The sequence below is a fragment of the Pseudomonas sp. 01L34 genome, assembly GCF_056400265.1.
In genome coordinates, this window is sequence record NZ_JBFTSX010000007.1 from 337,538 (window position 1) to 353,841 (window position 16,304).

Consider the following 16,304-nt stretch of genomic DNA (forward strand, 5'->3'; position numbering starts at 1 on the left):
ACTTAATAAACTTGAATATCGAAAACAATCAAATTTCCGAATCCCAGATAACCGTTACATTGCCGGAATAATATCGTGATCGGCCCGGCCGAATCATCTCAGCCACTTCGCGGGAGGGGATTTCGAAGTGCAGAGTCCCCGGCCTTCGCTCCACATAAAAACCGGGTTGAAACAGCTCGGTACCACTACCATTACGAAGTAGTTGTCGACGGGTCACTGGTTGCCCACTTGCATCGGTCAAGCCGTGTGGAAGACTTACGCTGATATTCAATGGAACAACGTGGCCCGAAATTGGCTCTTGCAAAGAGCAGGTATTGCCATCCTGGGTGTACTGACACTCCAGCTCCATTTTGAAACGCGAACTGGCCGAGATATTAAACGTTTGGTCCTTGAATAAACGCGTCGGCTTTCGGCCTTGTTGCAGCCAGGATTGCCAGCCACCCTGCGGGACCAATTCCACACGATGACCACCGGGTGGAACTTCAACCTTGAGCATATGCTCAACGGTAAGCGTGAAGTTCAGCGTTAGAGAGTCTTCACTGGGCAACATGACATCACCCATATCAAAATCCTTACCCGGGCCAACGGAGTACTGAATACTTCCGGTGTAAGTACCTTGCGACAACTTCAAGGGCTCAGGGGTTTGAAGCTCGTAAGCAAAGTCAAAAGACTTATAATCAAACTCTGGAATAATGTAGTTAGGTGCTTTATGACAAGTGCTACCCGCCGGAGTAAGCCAGAACGTTTCATGCTCCCTCATATTTGTACTCGCCATTATCGCCCACTGACAGGGTGACGGAGGACTCAACCATAGCCCTCCTTGCCATAGAAGTCCGTGAGCGGCGTGAGAACCCAAATCTGGACGCCCAACCAAATCGCGTGCATCGTGGCTGAGGCGATAGTTAACCGCGAAACCAGGCATACGTACTTTCACTTCCGCCGTTTCAGTGCTTGCACCCCCCATTTTGGTAACTGTCAATGTTCGCCATTCCGCCGGGATGCGGAACATTGCGGCTTCGCGGCGATTGGTCTCATGGACCCGGATTGGTCTGGTTGCAGTGAATGTAATGGGTGTCCTGAAACTGGACAGTCCTCGTCGCTCACACGCCGGTTCGTTACCCTGGCAGAACCCGGTGAACTTCGTTGTATTGATAAATTTATTGACCAGCGGGTTGGATGGATCCGGACTGAATTTCGCTTCTATCTCCATGACAGCCGCTTCGCTCACTGCCCCCAGCAATCCAGACAACATCAAAACGTTGGCCGTCCGTTTGAGTAGGCGTATCACGCTGATTCTATCCTCCACGCCCACTAACCCCGTCTTTCAGATAGATAAGTCGCATCCGCCAACGTATCCGGCGTGCAACGCAAATCGCCGATCATCAGCACGTTGTTTTCGGTACGTCCACTGTTCGGGTCCAGGCGGAACTGGCACAGCAACTGGCTGCCGTGGCGCACTTCCAGGGTTGGCGAACCGGCATTCATTTCCATGGAGAAGAAACCGTCCACTTCGCTCACCCCACGGCTGGCGTGGTTGATGATGTGATGGCCTTTGAGTGGGTTGCCCTGCGGGTCGATCAGGCGCCCGAGGACGGTCAGGGTTTTCATCACTTTCACCTGGCGATATTCCACACCGCCCTTGTTCAGGTGATAGCTGGAACGGGCCGGTTGGATGGTGGCGGCGGGAACGTGGTTGCCCTCGAAATCGAAACTGACCGAGCTGCTTTTGTACGCGGTGATCGGCACGAAATTGCGCCCGGGCTTGAGCACCGCGCTGCCACCGCTCAAGTCATCGGCGCGCAAGGCGATGTCCTCGATGTCCGACTCCACGTCGATGATCATGCCGGCACCGTTGCGGTGATATTGGCTGGTCATGACCATTTTTTGCCCGCCGACGGCCACGGTGCTGTCGAGGTTCAAGCCTCCGGTTAGGTCGTTGTTGAAGGACGAGCGCTGGATGAAGCCGTCGCCGTTGACAAGGTCAGAACTCATGGTCGCCATGGCATTCAACCCGATGCCGTAGGTGTCGGTGATGGCCGTGGCGGAGACGCTTTGCAGCAGATGGTCCTGAAGGGTTTTGCGGTAGGTGATCGAAGCGTTGTTATCGCGCCCGCCATCACGGTCGGTGCGAGTGCCTATGCTGCCGGAAAGCTGTTCACCGGGGCCACCCAACGCGATGTTGACACTCAAATCGATACCCCGATTGCGGTCGTCTCCCGAACTCACGCTGCCTGGTCGATCAAACAGCGACAGGCGCCAATTGGCGTCACTGCCAAACAGTTGGGTGCGCTGGGTCCAGCCCAGATCCACGCCCGTCCCGTTGGTGTTGCCTTCGCTGTGGGACACCCGGGCATTGACCGAGCTTTTGCTGTTGAGTCGATGGTTTATCGACAGGGAAGAGTTGCTGGTCTGGCCAATGAATACATTGCGCTGACGCACCCGCGTGCCATCGGGCAGCGTGTCGTACAGCCGGGTGGTATCGAGCCAGCTACGGTTATGGCTGGCGACGATGCTGCCGCTGCCATAGGAATAAAGCCCTTGCACGTCGAAGCCGGTACCGTAGTCCTCGGTTTTGTAGACGTTGGCATAGACGCTGGCGTTGTTGACGATTGCCCAATCGACCGACGTGCCGTACTGCAGAGCGTCGCGCACCTGTCGACCCGACAGGCCCAGGATGACTCGCGGGTGCAGCAGGAAGTTGAACGCGGCCCCCGCCGTCATGTCGCCGTCGGCCTGCTCTTCCCAGTTACTGAGCAATTTCGATTCGCGGCCGGCGAACAGGTTATAGCGCCAGCGCTCGTCATGGTTACGCCAGTTGTTGGGTTTGTAGACCAGCTCCAGGGTGCTGGAGGTGATTTGGCCGTCTTCGATCAGACGCACTTCCACTTCATAAATACCGCCGGGCAGCGGACGCGTATCGAGGGTCTGCAACCCGGCAGGCACCGCCTGGGTGTTGATCAGCAAACCGTCGCGGTAGATCTCCACCGAACCCTGTCGATTGGCGGTGACGTAGATCGGATAGACCGCCGGTTTCGGGTTGTTGATGGCCAGGCTGTCGGAGCTGCCGTACATGACGCCCAATGCGGTGTCGGGGCTCGCGCCGAAGGCACGTGGCTGACGGGTCAGGCCTTCGGACGTCGGTGTGAAATAGCCCAGGCGCAGAAAATTGCCCTCCAGCTCGCGCTGGGTAAAGAGCTCATGCACCGCGTGATACAGCTTGTTATCCAGACCGCCCAGTCGAGACAGTTGCATATTGACGGCCTGGGTCCAGTTACCCAGGCTGCTGCTGGCTTCCAGGCCGTAGCGCCCGCCCAGGTCCTGGTTCTGCCCGCCGTTGAGGTTCAGCTGGTTACGCACGATCAACCCGGTGCTGCCATTTTCGGGCAGGTTGTAATAACGCTGTACCTGATCGTCGCGCTCAGCGTTTTGGGTGAGGATCGACACCAGTGAGTTTTCCAGGCTGTAGTGCACGGCCAGCAGTTGCTCGGGGCAATTGGCCTGGCAGCCACCGAGCGCCACTCCTTGTTTCAGATAGTTGGCCCAGATGTCGCGTTCACTGGGCTTGATCATGCTGTCGCTGACATCGGCGAAGTCAACGAGGGTGATGCGATCGTCGCGGGTCAACACGACCATCGCCTCACCGAGAAACTGTTGGTCAAGTTCCACGCGCACCGCCAGTGGCACATCAAAGAAATGCTCTTCGAATTCGGTCGGCAATCCCTTGGCCTGCGCCAACAGACTTCGAGGTGTATGGCCGTTTTCCGTGGGCGCGGCCAGGGCAGTTGCACAAAAACATAGGGCAAGCGCCGTCGCGATGGGCGTCATCGGGAACATGAACGAAATACTCTGAAGATAAATTCGTTGAAACCCGATCGACAGGCAAAACTTGCCCGCCGATCGGTAAGTGTTATGAATTAAGGATGAACCTTAGTTAATAACGGTATTACGGAATGCGAGGAATGGCATCGAAGATCACCACTGGATTGGCGGTGTACAGGCCATTCTGGGTGTCGGTTGGTTTGGCAGCGGCAATCACCAGGTCAGCTTGCATGCCGCCGTTGGACTCGGAGTCACCGACCACTTCCTGCGACACGCCGGTCAGGGTTGTGCCATTGAACATGTAACTCAATGCGATGGTGTTGATGCCGTTGGACAATGGCTGTGGGCCACCTTCGACGTAGGCGCCGACCGAACCGTTGGTGTGTTGTACATCATAAGTCGCACGGATTGGAGTCAGCGTACCGGCCCCCAGTACGTAGGCCATTTTTTCATCTTTACCGAAGTTCGGGTCCCGCGGCTGAGCATGGAATACCTTGCTTGGAATGGTGGCGCTGATGTTGATGGAGGTGCGCGATTCTTCCGCAGCGAACGCTACCGAAGAGCTCAGGGCCAGCAGGGTCATCGGAACGGCGATTGCAAACTTCTTGAACATTGTTGAGTACCTGTCTTTTTCAAAGGATCGGACCGTGGAAAGTCACAACAAGCCAACACCCGGCACGAAGCATGGCGTTTTGGCTTAACTTTCGACGCCGGAGAATGATCGACCAATCGCTTGAGAAAGTAAGTACGTAACTTCCGAAGAACATGTAGTAACAACGGCTCTCGAACAGCAGGAAAAAAGTTAAAGAAACAGTAACTTTATTGTTTTGCCCTCAGAGAAATACTACACACAGTTTTAACTGAAAAAACACACAGACAAGAACTGATTTAAACTTCCGTAAGACCAATACTACTGTTCGCACACGAATAGACCAGCACTAAACGGAAGAACTTCATAATTAGTTCAATTACTCTAAAAATCAAACCTTCGTAGCATCCTCGTCACTCCCGTGCGCTCCCCACTCGCGCCTTTCCCCAAGCCCTCCAATCTCGACCGTTGGTCAAAAACGCTTGCGCCAGCCTAAAGATATATCTTAAGTTGTATCTAAACACGACGAGAGAAAGCAAAAATGAGAGACCATCATTCCCCCCACCGCGAACACGGCGACGGCCGCGACGGCTTCGAGAAACGCCCGGGTCCCGGCCGCGAGCGCGGCGGTCGCGGCCCACGCGTATTCGCCCCTGGCGACCTGAAATTGCTGCTGCTGGCGCTGATCGCCGAGCAGCCGTGCCACGGCTATGACCTGATCCGCCAGATCGAAAGCATGTTCGACGGCGCCTACAGCCCCAGCCCTGGCGTGATCTACCCGACCCTGACCTTCCTTGAAGAAAGCGAATTGATCCTGGGCGACGCCGAGGGTGGCAAAAAACGCTACAGCATCACCGACGCCGGACGTCTGTCATTAAGCGAGCAGGCGATTGCCCTGGACGGTGTGCGCATGCGCATCGAAGTCAGCAAGCGCTCATTGCGCGGCCAGGACCGCCCGGCCGAGATCCATGAAGCGGTGCACAACCTGCGTCATGCCTTGCAAATGCACCATGGTCGCTGGAGCCCGGAAGAAATCCTGCGGGTGCGCGACCTGCTCAACAACACGGCCAAAGCCATCGTCGACGGCCCCACCGTTCAACCCGTTTCGGAGAAAGTCGAATGACCGACGTTATCGTGCCATCCCAAACCATTCACCGTGTCAGCCACGAGATCAAACGCCGTCGCCTGCAAGTGCTGCGGGTGGTTGACCTGACGCCGCGCATGCGCAGGATTACCCTGGGCGGCCCGGAACTCGCAGGCTTCGTCAGCCTCGGCACGGATGACCACGTCAAACTGTTGTTCCCGCAAAACGCAGCGGAACAGGCAGCGCTGGAAACCCTGGTACTCGGCGCCGGCAAGGACAACGGGCCGATGCCCGCAATGCGCGACTACACGCCCCGTCGTTACGACCTGGACACGCTGGAACTGGACATCGACTTCGTGCTGCACGGCGACGGCCCTGCCTCGACCTGGGCCGAGCAGGCCAAACCCGGCCAGTTCCTGCACATCGGCGGGCCGCGTGGCTCGATGATCGTGCCGGACATCTTCGACAGCTACCTGCTGATCGGCGACGAAACCGCTCTGCCCGCCATCGCCCGCCGCCTCGAAGGCCTGGCGGCCAATCGGCGCGCACTGGTGATCGTGGAAGTGGAAAACGGCGCCGAACAACAACGCCTGGAAAGCGCCGCGCAGGTCGATGTGATCTGGGTGCTGCGCGAAGGAGGCAAAAACAACCTGCTGACCACCGTGCAACAGATCAAAGTGCCCGCTGGCAATCTGTATGCGTGGGTGGCGACCGAAACCAAAGCGTCGCGGCAGATCCGCCGGGCATTGCTCGATGAGCACGGGCTGGACGAGCAGTTTGTGAAGGCTGTCGGCTACTGGCGGCTGGAAGACAGCGACGAGGAATAAACGCTGTGCATGCTTTCTGTGGCGAGGGGGCTTGCCCCCGTTGCGTCGCGCAGCGGCGCTAAAACCTGCAACGGAGTTTTAACCGGCACAGCATATTTGCTGATTTTGCGACTGCTTCGCAGCCGAACGGGGGCAAGCCCCCTCGCCACAAAAGCTCCCTCGCCACAGTCAGTGTTCACTTGCGATCCGTGCGCCACCGATCCAACCCGATCACCAGCAGTGAAATCAGCACAAACCCCGCCAACAATCCCCCGGCATTCACGAACACCTGTGGATAACCCAGCTTGTCGACATCAATGAACGGGTAGGGATAAACCGCCAGCAGATGCCCGCGCCACAACGTATAGCCGAAGTACACCAGCGGATAGATCACCCACAAGGCAATGTGCCGCAGCCGCAATGTTCCTTTGGGCACACAGAACCACCAATACACCAGGAACAGCAGCGGCATGACGTCATGCATCAGCTCATCGGCCAGCCATTGCCAGCCTTCGGGATGCCATAAATGGCGCAACAACAGGCTGTACGCCACGCCGACCACCGCGATACTCACCGCAATGGCACTGCTCACCCACGGCTGTAAAAACCAGCGTCGCGCCGCCGACTCGCGGGACGTCAGTTCACAGGTCAGCACCACCGCCACCAGCGTATTGGTCAGCACCGTGAAAAAGCTGAAAAAACTCACCAGCCCGCCCAGCAGGCTGGCCGCGATACTCCAGCGGGCATAGAGAATCAGGTACATCTGAATGCTCAAGCCTGCCCAGCCCAGAATCGCCGCCACGGCCACACAACGACGCCTCGCGATCGAGGGTATGACCATGCTCAGACCGGGCGCTTGGTGCGCATCAGTTTCACGTACAGACGCTCGACCTTCTCCCGCGCCCACGGAGTTTTGCGCAAAAAGGTCAGGCTCGACTTGATGCTTGGGTCGCTCTTGAAGCAGCGGATATCGATACGCTCGGCCAGCCCAGACCATTCGTAGTGCGCAACCAGGGCGTTGAGGATTTGCTCCAGCGTCACGCCGTGCAGGGGATCAGGGTTGTGTTCGGTCATGCCGGGCCTTCGAACGATGAAAGGATGGGAAGCCGCGCACCTTAACGGAGGCTTTCGTCCGGTGGAAGGGCTCCGGACAGAGGCATTCGTCAGAGACTGAATTAACTGTAGGTGAGTTGGCCATCATCCGAGGGACAAACGTCAGGAGATAGCGCCCGGCTCAGTAATAACGACGCGGATCCGAATCGATCAGGCTGGCCAGCTTGGTCAGGGCAAACCGCAATTCGTCCTGGCTGGTGGGCGACATCAACACCAGTCGCACGCAGCGCGTAATGCCGTTACGCTCGGCCTGGAACTGGGTACCGCTGAGGACCAGAACACCGTTGGCACGGGCCAGCATGGTGAATTCGTCGCTGGTCCAGGGCTCGGGCAACGTCAACCAGACGTGGTAGGCATACGGCTGGGTCTTGAGCTCGAAATTGGCGAAGATTTCCTGAGCGATCGCCTGCCGCCCGGCGGCTTCGTTGCGCTGAATACGGATCAGCTTTTTATCCAGCCCCTCGGTGATCACGTTGCTGGCCAACTGAGCGGTCAATGGCGACGGCATCCAGACGCTGCTGCGCACCATGGAGGTCAGGCGCGACAGCAGTTTCGGCGGGCTGTAGAGATAGCCAATCCGCAAGGCCGGCATGATCGACTTCGACAGACTGGTCAGGTACACCGAACGATCCGGGGCAAACGCCGACAGCGGTTTGATCGACGGGTCGGTGGCCAGAAAACCGTAGATGTCATCGTCCAGGATGATGAAGTCGAACTCCTCGGCCAATGCCGCGATTTGTGCCCGACGTTTTTGCGACATGATCGCCGCCGTTGGGTTCTGGCACGTCGCCACGCAGACCAGCATCGCCGGTTTCTCACGCTGGCACAGCTCACGCAGCGCTTCGGGAATGATCCCTTCATCGTCCATTGGTACGCCACGCAGGCGTCGTTCGAGTCCATGGGCAAGGGAAATGATGCCGGGGTAGCAGAGCTCCTCGCAGAGCACCAGATCACCGGCGTTGGTCAACGCACTCATCGCGACCATCAAACCATGCTGTGCGCCGGCGGTGATCACCACTTGCTGCCATTGTGCATCGGGCAACGAATGGCGCAGCCATTGCGCGCCCGCCTCGCGATGAGCCGGATGACCGCCATCGGGGGCATAGTCGAGGGTATGGGCAAAATCCGTGCTTTTGGCCATGCCCACCAAGGCTCCACGCAACCAGTATTCCAGGGTTTCGCTGTAAGGCTTGATGATCGAAAGGTCCAATAACTCAGACTGCCCAAGATTCAGCGAAACGGCACTGTTGCTGGCCGGCAGTTCCAACTGTTTCTGGTTGAGCACATAAGTGCCCCGCCCTACTTCCCCCTGCACCAGACGCCGCCGATGGGCTTCGCTATAGGCACGGCTGATGGTACCGGGCGTGACATTCAGCGTGGTGGCCAGCTCCCGCAGGGTCGGCAGACGATCACCTTCGTTCAACACGCCGTTGCTGATATCGCGCGCCAACGCATCGGCAATCGACAAATACATCGGCTGGTTGAATTCGCTTAGCTGAGGAACCCACATGAATGACCGCTACCATCGTAGAAATGATGAATATCCGAGCATATCACAGGGTGGTCAGGCAACTAATAAATGGACTCAATCAATAAATTGAGTCGATTGATTCGGCGAACGAATCGAAAAGCATCTTTCACGCAAAATATTTTCAAACCAATAAATATATTTACAAATCAATTAGTTATTTAAAAAAAACCTGACAAATACACCTTGATAACCAAAAAGCATCTCGTAACAACTCACCCACCTATTGAATCAACTCAATTCATTCAAATACACTCATCTCGAATCGAATCAATCGACTCAATCTCAATTCTGAATCACCGCGTGCCCGCCACGCCAAGTCGAGACATCATGGACACTCTCAGAAAGGATCTATCCCTGTCAGCGGTCATTGCAGGCTTCATCGCCGTGATCATTTCGTATGCCGGCCCGCTGATCATCGTGTTTCAGGCGGCCCGGGAAGCGCACCTGCCCAACGATCAAGTGTCGTCCTGGATCTGGGCCATATCCATCGGCAGCGGCATTACCGGTCTGTTGTTGAGCTGGCGTTTGAGGATTCCGGTGATTACGGCATGGTCGACACCGGGTGCGGCGTTGCTGGTGTCGATGCTGCCCACGGTCTCCCTGCCCGAGGCCATCGGCGCCTATGTGGTGGCTTCGGTGATTATCGCGGTGGTCGGCTTGTCTGGTGCGTTCGACAAACTGATGAATCGCCTGCCCAAAGCCATCGCCGCCGCCATGCTCGCCGGCATCCTGTTTCGTTTCGGCGCCGAACTGTTCACCTCGATCAAGCTGCAGCCGAGCATGGTGCTGTCAATGATCGCGGCGTACCTGATCTTCAAACGCTTTTCACCGCGCTACGCCATCCTGTCGGTATTGATTGTCGGCTGCGCCGTGGCCGCCTCGTTCGGCACACTCAACACCGGTTCGATTACCATCGATCTCGCTCACCCGATCTTCATCGCCCCGCAGTGGAGCTGGCACGCGATCATCAATATCGGCCTGCCGCTGGCCCTCGTCACCCTGACCGGGCAGTACGTGCCGGGCATGGCGGTGTTGCGCACCTCGGGCTACAACACCCCGGCGCGTTCGATCATTTCGGTCACGGCCATCGGCTCGATTTTGATGGCGCCATTCGGCTCCCATGGCTTAAACCTGGCGGCCATCACCGCCGCTATCTGCACCGGCCGCGAAGCCCATGAGGATCGCGACAAGCGCTACATCGCCGGGATCGCCTGCGGGGTGTTCTACATTCTGATGGGCATCTTCGGCGCGACCCTCGCTTCGGTGTTTTCTGCCTTGCCCAAAGAGCTGATCGCCTCTCTCGCCGGCCTGGCCCTGTTCGGGGCGATCAGCGCCGGGCTGACCGGCGCCATGGCTGACGAGAAACAACGTGAAGCGGCGCTGATCACCTTCCTGGTCACCGCCTCGGGCATGAGTTTCCTGGGGCTGGCCGCGGCATTCTGGGGGCTGATCTTCGGGCTCGTGGCACATTTCGTACTGACCTACACCCGGGAAAGCAAAGCCGGCACCGTCGCCGAGGGCAGCCGACCATGACCGTTCGTTACGACTTCACGGGCAGGGTCTGAAAGACACGTCCATTTTTCTTTCCGATACCAGCAAAAGCCAGTCACGGGTGTTGCCGCGTCACGCGCCAGCCCCCTTGGCTGAAGCACTCATTTAAAGGAATGCCCTCCATGAGCCTGCAGAATCTAGACCCCACCCTCGCTCGCCTGATCGGCCGCGAACGCAACCGCCAGGAAACCCACCTGGAGTTGATCGCCTCGGAAAACTACGTCAGCGAAGAAGTGCTGGAAGCCCAAGGTTCGGTGCTGACCAACAAGTACGCCGAAGGCTACCCAGGCAAGCGCTATTACGGTGGCTGTAAAGTGGTCGACGAGATTGAAAGCCTCGCCATCGAACGTGCCTGCAAACTGTTTGGTAGCGAATATGCCAACGTCCAGCCGCACTCCGGCTCCCAGGCCAACCAGGCCGTGTTTCTCGCCGTGCTCAACCCTGGCGACACGATTCTGGGAATGTCCCTGGCCGATGGCGGCCACTTGACCCATGGCGCCTCGGTAAACTTCTCCGGCAAGTTCTACACCGCCTATTCTTACGGCCTGGAAAAACACAGCGAAACCCTCGACTACGCCGAGATGGAAGCCCTGGCCCGGGAACACCGGCCGAAAATGATCATTGCCGGTGCCTCGGCGTATTCAAGGACCATCGACTTCCAGCGTTTTCGCAACATCTGCGATGAAATCGGGGCGTACCTGATGGTCGACATGGCGCACTACGCCGGACTCATCGCAGCCGGCCTGTACCCCTCGCCGGTTGGCATTGCCGACTTCGTCACCTCGACCACTCATAAAACGCTGCGCGGCCCACGGGGTGGTCTGATCCTGGCCAAACGCGAACATGCGGCGTTGCTCGACAAGACGATATTCCCGGTCTATCAGGGTGGACCTCTGATGCACGTCATCGCCGCCAAGGCCGTAGCGTTCAACGAAGCCCTCGGTGATGAGTTCAAGCACTATCAGCAACGCGTCATCGACAACGCCAGGACCATGGCGAATATCCTTACTCGACGCGGCCTGCGGGTGGTGTCAGGGGGCACCGACTGCCACATGTTCCTGCTCGATCTGCGCGCCAAGAACATCACCGGAAAAGATGCCGAGGCGTTGCTCGAGAGCGCCCACATCACCTTGAACAAGAACGCGATCCCCGACGATCCGCAAAAACCTGCGATCACCAGCGGCATCCGCATTGGCACACCCGCCCTGACCACGCGGGGCTTCGGTGAAGCCGAATGCGCCGAAGTGGCCAACCTGATTGCCGACCTGCTTGAGCAACCGACCAATGCGGCACTGCTGGACAATGTCCGTCGACGGGTGATGCATTTGTGTGAATGCTTCCCGGTCTATCTGTTGAATTGACGGCCCTGAAACATAGCGAGGCGGACTATTCAGTCCGCCTTTTTTTGCGCCGCCTGGTACTGCGGCGACCGGTCGCAGCCGACTGTTACCAAATCCGAAATGATCCATGTCAGTAAAAGCCCTTTCTCAATGTGTTACAGAACATTATCCTTACGCCCGTCCAGCTGAAACGCTTCTCCCCTGCTGCATTCCTGCTGCGTTCAGCGCATCCCCTTTAGAAAAAGATCAAGAACTCCGTCTCTATGCCTGATTTTCAAACTCCGCGAGACAGCGCTGTCTCACCCGCTGTGTCCAGCCGAAAAGCCCTGAAGCTGATCAGCGGGTTCACCGCTCTGGGCCTTGCCACTTGCGCCCAGGCCGCGCCAGCCTTCGATAGCAACTCGCCATGGATGCTGGGTGACTGGAACGGCACTCGCACCGAACTTTCGGAAAAAGGCTACGACTTCAAAGTCGATTACACCGGCGAAATGGGCAGCAATCTGCACGGTGGCTACGACCATGACCGTACCGCGCGCTACAGCGATCAGTTTGCCTTGGGCACTCACCTGGACTTGCAGAAGATTCTGGGTTGGGACGACGCTGAATTTCAGCTGACCATCACCGAACGCAATGGCAACAACATCAGCAACGACCGGATCAACGACCCGCGTGTCGGCGGTTTCACCTCGGCGCAAGAAGTCTGGGGCCGTGGCCAGACCTGGCGCCTGACGCAGATGTGGTACCAGCAGAAATTCTTCGACCAGAAGCTCGACATCAAGGTCGGCCGCTTTGGCGAGGGTGAAGACTTCAACAGCTTCCCCTGCGACTTCCAGAACCTGGCGTTCTGCGGCTCCCAGGTCGGTAACTGGGTCGGTGGCATCTGGTACAACTGGCCCGTCAGCCAGTGGGCCATGCGCGTCAAATATCACCTGACGCCCGAGCTTTACGCACAAGTCGGGGCTTACGAGCAAAACCCGTCCAATCTGGATCGCGGCAACGGTTTCAAGCTCAGCGGCAGCGGCACTCAGGGCGCAATCCTGCCGGTAGAACTGGTCTGGACCCCGAAGCTCAATGGCCTGCCGGGTGAATACCGCGCCGGTTACTACTACAGCAGCGCCAAGGCCAGCGACGTTTATAAGGACGGCAATGGCCAGCCGGCCGCCCTGAGCGGCGAGGCTTACCGCAGTGCATCGAGCAAACATGGCGTATGGCTCGGTATTCAGCAGCAACTGACCAGCCGCGCCAGCGACAATTCACGCGGCCTGAGTGTGTTCGCCAACGCCACGATGCACGACAAAAAGACCAACGCCATCGACAACTATGTCCAGGCCGGTGTCGTCTACAAAGGCCTGTTCGATGCCCGCGCCAAAGACGATATCGGCTTCGCGCTGGCCCGTGTCCACGTCAACCCGGCCTACCGCAAGAACGCCGAGGCCACCAACCAGGCCCGCGCCGCCTTCGACTTCGACGATCCGTCGTTCCTGCCCCCGCAAGACACCGAATACAGCAGCGAGCTCTATTACGGCGTGCACGTCACCAACTGGCTGACCGTGCGCCCGAACCTGCAATACATCCGCCACCCCGGTGGCGTGGACAAGGTCGACGACGCGCTGATTGGCGGGATCAAGATCCAGTCATCGTTCTGATCAAACGCATAAAACCTGTGGGAGCGGGCAAGCCTGCTCCCACAGGGACCGCATCAACCAAACACTTTTTCGATGAACCATGCCCGCGCCAGATCGTCATCTACAGTGAACTTGCGCGGGACTACTTAAAACGTCACGGAGAACCACACTATGAGCACTGATGGTGCTTTGAGTCGAAGCCGTTTATTGCCGACCCTGCTCGGCATTCTGCTTCTACTAATGGGCCTGGCCTTGCTGGCCGGGGGGATCAAGCTGAGCATGCTCGGCGGCTCGCTGTATTACCTGCTGGCCGGTATCGGCCTGATGGTGGCCGGTGGGCTGCTGCTGGCCGACCGTTATGCGGCGCTGAGCGTGTACGCTATGGTGCTGTTCGCCAGTACCGTCTGGGCACTGTGGGAAGTCGGTCTGGACTGGTGGCAACTGGTGCCGCGTCTGGCGCTGCTCTTTACCCTCGGCATCGTCATGCTGCTGCCATGGTTTCGTCGCCCGTTGCGTCGCGGCGACTTCAACCCGGTCGGCACCGGTGTGCTGAGTGCTGCCGTGGTCATCGCCGGTATCGCCGCGCTGGCCAGCCTGTTCACCAACCCCGGTGAAATCAAAGGCCAACTGGACCGTGACGCCGTGCCTGGCATGAGCAACACCGCCCCGGCCATGCCGGATGGCGACTGGAACTCCTACGGCCGCAGTGCCCATGGCGATCGCTACTCGCCACTGGCGCAAATCACCCCGCAGAACGTCAGCAAACTGGTTCCCGCCTGGACGTTCCGCACCGGTGACCTGCCTGGCCCGAACGACCCGGGCGAAACCACCGCCGAAAACACCCCGCTCAAAGCCAACGGCATGCTCTATGTCTGCACGCCGCACAGCCAGGTGATCGCACTGGACCCGGACACCGGCAAGGAAATCTGGCGTTTCGATCCGAAGCTCTCCACGCAGAACGCGGCGAACTTCAAGGGTTGGGCGCACATGACCTGCCGTGGCGTGACCTATCACGATGATGCCGCCTACGCGTCCGAGCAGAGCCCGACCGGCACTGCCAACACGCCAGTGACCAGCGTCTGCCCGCGCCGGATCTTCCTGCCGACCGCCGACACCCGCCTGATCGCCCTGAACGCCGACACCGGCAAAATGTGCGAAGACTTCGGTAACGGTGGCCAGGTCGACCTGACCGCCAACATCGGCGGCTTCACCCCTGGTGGTTACTACTCCACTTCGCCACCGGCGGTCACCAAAGACCTGGTGGTGATTGGCGGCCACGTCACCGACAACGTTTCCACCGACGAGCCAAGCGGCGTCATCCGCGCGTTCGACGTGCACACCGGCAAACTGGTGTGGAACTGGGACAGCGGCAATCCGGACGACACCACGCCGATTGCCGAAGGCAAGGTCTACACCCGCAACTCACCGAACATGTGGTCCATGTTCGCCGTCGACGAAAAACTCGGCATGCTCTACCTGCCGATGGGCAACCAGACTCCGGATCAGTTCGGTGGCGCGCGTACCCCTGAATCGGAACTGCACTCCGCCGGCCTGACCGCGCTGGACATCGCCACCGGCAAAGTGCGCTGGCACTTCCAGTTCACTCACCATGACCTGTGGGACATGGACGTCGGTGGCCAACCAACCCTGATGGACCTGAAAACCGCAGACGGTGTGAAACCGGCGGTGCTCGCATCCACCAAGCAAGGCAGCATCTACGTGCTGGACCGCAGCAACGGCCAACCGATCGTGCCAATCAATGAAATCCCGGTGCCGCAAGGCGCGGTGGAAGGCGACCACACTTCGCCGACCCAACCGATGTCCGACCTGAACTTCGTGCCGCCGACCCTCAAGGAACGCGACATGTGGGGCGTGACCCCGTTCGATCAGATGCTGTGCCGGATCGACTTCAAATCCCTGCGTTACGACGGCATGTTCACGCCGCCGTCGCTGCAAGGCTCGATCGTTTATCCGGGTAACTTCGGCGTGTTCGACTGGGGCGGCATGTCGGTTGACCCGGTGCGTCAGATTGCTTTCGTGAACCCGAGCTACATGGCGTTCAAATCGAAACTGATCCCGGCGGCCGAAATCGCCAAACAAGGCCCTCGCGTCAGCGAAACCCAAGGCGTACAGCCCAACAAAGGCGCGCCATACGGCGTGATCCTCGAAGCCCTGCTGTCGCCAATGGGCCTGCCGTGCCAGGCACCGGCGTGGGGTTACGTGGCGGCGGTCGACCTGACCACCCACAAAACCATCTGGAAGCACAAGAACGGCACCGTGCGCGACAGCTCACCGGTTCCGATCCCTCTGAGCATGGGCGTACCGAGCCTGGGCGGGACCTTCACCACTGCCGGTGGCGTGGCCTTCCTGAGCGGCACCCTCGACCAGTACCTGCGCGCCTACGACGTGAAAAACGGCAAGCAGCTGTGGGAAGGCCGCCTGCCAGCCGGCGCGCAAACCACACCGATGACCTACACCGGCAAGGACGGCAAGCAATACGTGCTCGTCGTCGCGGGTGGTCACGGCTCGCTGGGCACCAAGCAAGGTGACTATGTGATTGCGTACAAACTGTCGGAATAAGCGGTAACGGCAGTTAAAACAAAGGCGACGCCCTGTGAGGGGCGTCGCCTTTTTTGTGCTCGATGGCTTCAGATCACCCGCTCCTACAAACGTGGTGTTTTTTGAGAACTTTCCGACAGGTTTTGACGGTTGTCGCTCGGAAGTGGCGTGGATAGGCTTTGGGGGTCGCTGCAAATTCAGCGACCGGGCTTGGTCGCCCAGGTTTAGAATGGTGCACTTTTCGTGCTGGCTTCATGGCGAACTGTGCGTGGGAGGGCTTTGGCCCT

12 protein-coding genes are annotated in these 16,304 nt (G+C 58.6%); 6 read left to right on the plus strand and 6 right to left on the minus strand.

Annotated features, from left to right (window positions below; genetic code table 11):
* Nucleotides 1-28: 28 nt before the first annotated feature.
* The 3 genes from AC1DQM_RS23280 to AC1DQM_RS23290 all read right to left on the minus strand — a co-directional run bounded on the left by AC1DQM_RS23280 (nucleotide 29) and on the right by AC1DQM_RS23290 (nucleotide 4,432).
* Nucleotides 29-1,312: a hypothetical protein gene (locus AC1DQM_RS23280; protein WP_457327277.1), complete on the minus strand. Its 1,284-nt coding sequence runs from the start codon at nucleotides 1,310-1,312 to the stop codon at nucleotides 29-31.
* Nucleotides 1,312-3,834 (minus strand): CS1-pili formation C-terminal domain-containing protein, encoded by a 2,523-nt coding sequence (locus AC1DQM_RS23285; protein WP_026286465.1) that lies wholly within the window; start codon nucleotides 3,832-3,834, stop codon nucleotides 1,312-1,314. The genes AC1DQM_RS23280 and AC1DQM_RS23285 overlap by 1 nt, the downstream gene beginning before the upstream one ends.
* 109 nt (nucleotides 3,835-3,943) lie before the next feature.
* On the minus strand, nucleotides 3,944-4,432 hold the full coding sequence (locus tag AC1DQM_RS23290; RefSeq protein ID WP_018926651.1) for a CS1 type fimbrial major subunit: 489 nt from the start codon (nucleotides 4,430-4,432) through the stop codon (nucleotides 3,944-3,946).
* Nucleotides 4,433-4,949: 517 nt separating this feature from the next.
* Between AC1DQM_RS23290 and AC1DQM_RS23295 the strand changes: the two genes are divergently transcribed.
* Both AC1DQM_RS23295 and AC1DQM_RS23300 read left to right on the plus strand, forming a co-directional pair.
* Complete coding sequence (locus AC1DQM_RS23295; protein ID WP_064616276.1) at nucleotides 4,950-5,531, plus strand: PadR family transcriptional regulator; 582 nt, start codon at nucleotides 4,950-4,952, stop codon at nucleotides 5,529-5,531.
* Nucleotides 5,528-6,319: a siderophore-interacting protein gene (locus AC1DQM_RS23300; protein WP_111454748.1), complete on the plus strand. Its 792-nt coding sequence runs from the start codon at nucleotides 5,528-5,530 to the stop codon at nucleotides 6,317-6,319. Before AC1DQM_RS23295 ends, AC1DQM_RS23300 begins: the two co-directional genes overlap by 4 nt.
* 175 nt (nucleotides 6,320-6,494) lie before the next feature.
* On the opposite strand, the gene AC1DQM_RS23305 is transcribed toward AC1DQM_RS23300, so the two are convergent.
* From AC1DQM_RS23305 to AC1DQM_RS23315, 3 genes are all read right to left on the minus strand, one after another.
* On the minus strand, nucleotides 6,495-7,139 hold the full coding sequence (locus AC1DQM_RS23305) for a Pr6Pr family membrane protein (RefSeq protein ID WP_477744512.1): 645 nt from the start codon (nucleotides 7,137-7,139) through the stop codon (nucleotides 6,495-6,497).
* Nucleotides 7,140-7,141: 2 nt separating this feature from the next.
* A complete protein-coding gene (locus AC1DQM_RS23310) occupies nucleotides 7,142-7,372 on the minus strand; it encodes a VF530 family protein (RefSeq protein ID WP_018926655.1) in 231 nt (76 codons plus the stop codon).
* A gap of 160 nt (nucleotides 7,373-7,532) precedes the next feature.
* Complete coding sequence (locus tag AC1DQM_RS23315) at nucleotides 7,533-8,921, minus strand: aminotransferase-like domain-containing protein (RefSeq protein ID WP_477746917.1); 1,389 nt, start codon at nucleotides 8,919-8,921, stop codon at nucleotides 7,533-7,535.
* A gap of 348 nt (nucleotides 8,922-9,269) precedes the next feature.
* Here AC1DQM_RS23315 and AC1DQM_RS23320 point away from each other — a divergent pair, with 348 nt between their 5' ends.
* From AC1DQM_RS23320 to AC1DQM_RS23335, 4 genes are all read left to right on the plus strand, one after another.
* Nucleotides 9,270-10,475: a benzoate/H(+) symporter BenE family transporter gene (locus tag AC1DQM_RS23320; RefSeq protein ID WP_477746918.1), complete on the plus strand. Its 1,206-nt coding sequence runs from the start codon at nucleotides 9,270-9,272 to the stop codon at nucleotides 10,473-10,475.
* A gap of 140 nt (nucleotides 10,476-10,615) precedes the next feature.
* The gene (glyA, locus tag AC1DQM_RS23325; protein ID WP_305411269.1) at nucleotides 10,616-11,854 is read left to right on the plus strand and encodes a serine hydroxymethyltransferase; all 1,239 of its coding nucleotides are present in this window, start codon (nucleotides 10,616-10,618) and stop codon (nucleotides 11,852-11,854) included.
* Between the two features lie 242 nt (nucleotides 11,855-12,096).
* On the plus strand, nucleotides 12,097-13,479 hold the full coding sequence (locus AC1DQM_RS23330) for a carbohydrate porin (RefSeq protein WP_064616270.1): 1,383 nt from the start codon (nucleotides 12,097-12,099) through the stop codon (nucleotides 13,477-13,479).
* A gap of 150 nt (nucleotides 13,480-13,629) precedes the next feature.
* The gene (locus AC1DQM_RS23335) at nucleotides 13,630-16,038 is read left to right on the plus strand and encodes a glucose/quinate/shikimate family membrane-bound PQQ-dependent dehydrogenase (protein ID WP_477746919.1); all 2,409 of its coding nucleotides are present in this window, start codon (nucleotides 13,630-13,632) and stop codon (nucleotides 16,036-16,038) included.
* Nucleotides 16,039-16,304 lie beyond the last annotated feature (266 nt).

What these genes read in the sequence shown, in the direction of transcription:
- AC1DQM_RS23285 (WP_026286465.1), bottom strand. Translation starts at nt 3,834, where the DNA reads ATGTTCCCGATGACGCCCATCGCGACGGCGCTTGCCCTATGTTTTTGT.
- AC1DQM_RS23290 (WP_018926651.1), bottom strand. Translation starts at nt 4,432, where the DNA reads ATGTTCAAGAAGTTTGCAATCGCCGTTCCGATGACCCTGCTGGCCCTG.
- AC1DQM_RS23295 (WP_064616276.1), top strand. Translation starts at nt 4,950, where the DNA reads ATGAGAGACCATCATTCCCCCCACCGCGAACACGGCGACGGCCGCGAC.
- AC1DQM_RS23300 (WP_111454748.1), top strand. Translation starts at nt 5,528, where the DNA reads ATGACCGACGTTATCGTGCCATCCCAAACCATTCACCGTGTCAGCCAC.
- AC1DQM_RS23305 (WP_477744512.1), bottom strand. Translation starts at nt 7,139, where the DNA reads ATGGTCATACCCTCGATCGCGAGGCGTCGTTGTGTGGCCGTGGCGGCG.
- AC1DQM_RS23310 (WP_018926655.1), bottom strand. Translation starts at nt 7,372, where the DNA reads ATGACCGAACACAACCCTGATCCCCTGCACGGCGTGACGCTGGAGCAA.
- AC1DQM_RS23315 (WP_477746917.1), bottom strand. Translation starts at nt 8,921, where the DNA reads ATGTGGGTTCCTCAGCTAAGCGAATTCAACCAGCCGATGTATTTGTCG.
- AC1DQM_RS23320 (WP_477746918.1), top strand. Translation starts at nt 9,270, where the DNA reads ATGGACACTCTCAGAAAGGATCTATCCCTGTCAGCGGTCATTGCAGGC.
- glyA (WP_305411269.1), top strand. Translation starts at nt 10,616, where the DNA reads ATGAGCCTGCAGAATCTAGACCCCACCCTCGCTCGCCTGATCGGCCGC.
- AC1DQM_RS23330 (WP_064616270.1), top strand. Translation starts at nt 12,097, where the DNA reads ATGCCTGATTTTCAAACTCCGCGAGACAGCGCTGTCTCACCCGCTGTG.
- AC1DQM_RS23335 (WP_477746919.1), top strand. Translation starts at nt 13,630, where the DNA reads ATGAGCACTGATGGTGCTTTGAGTCGAAGCCGTTTATTGCCGACCCTG.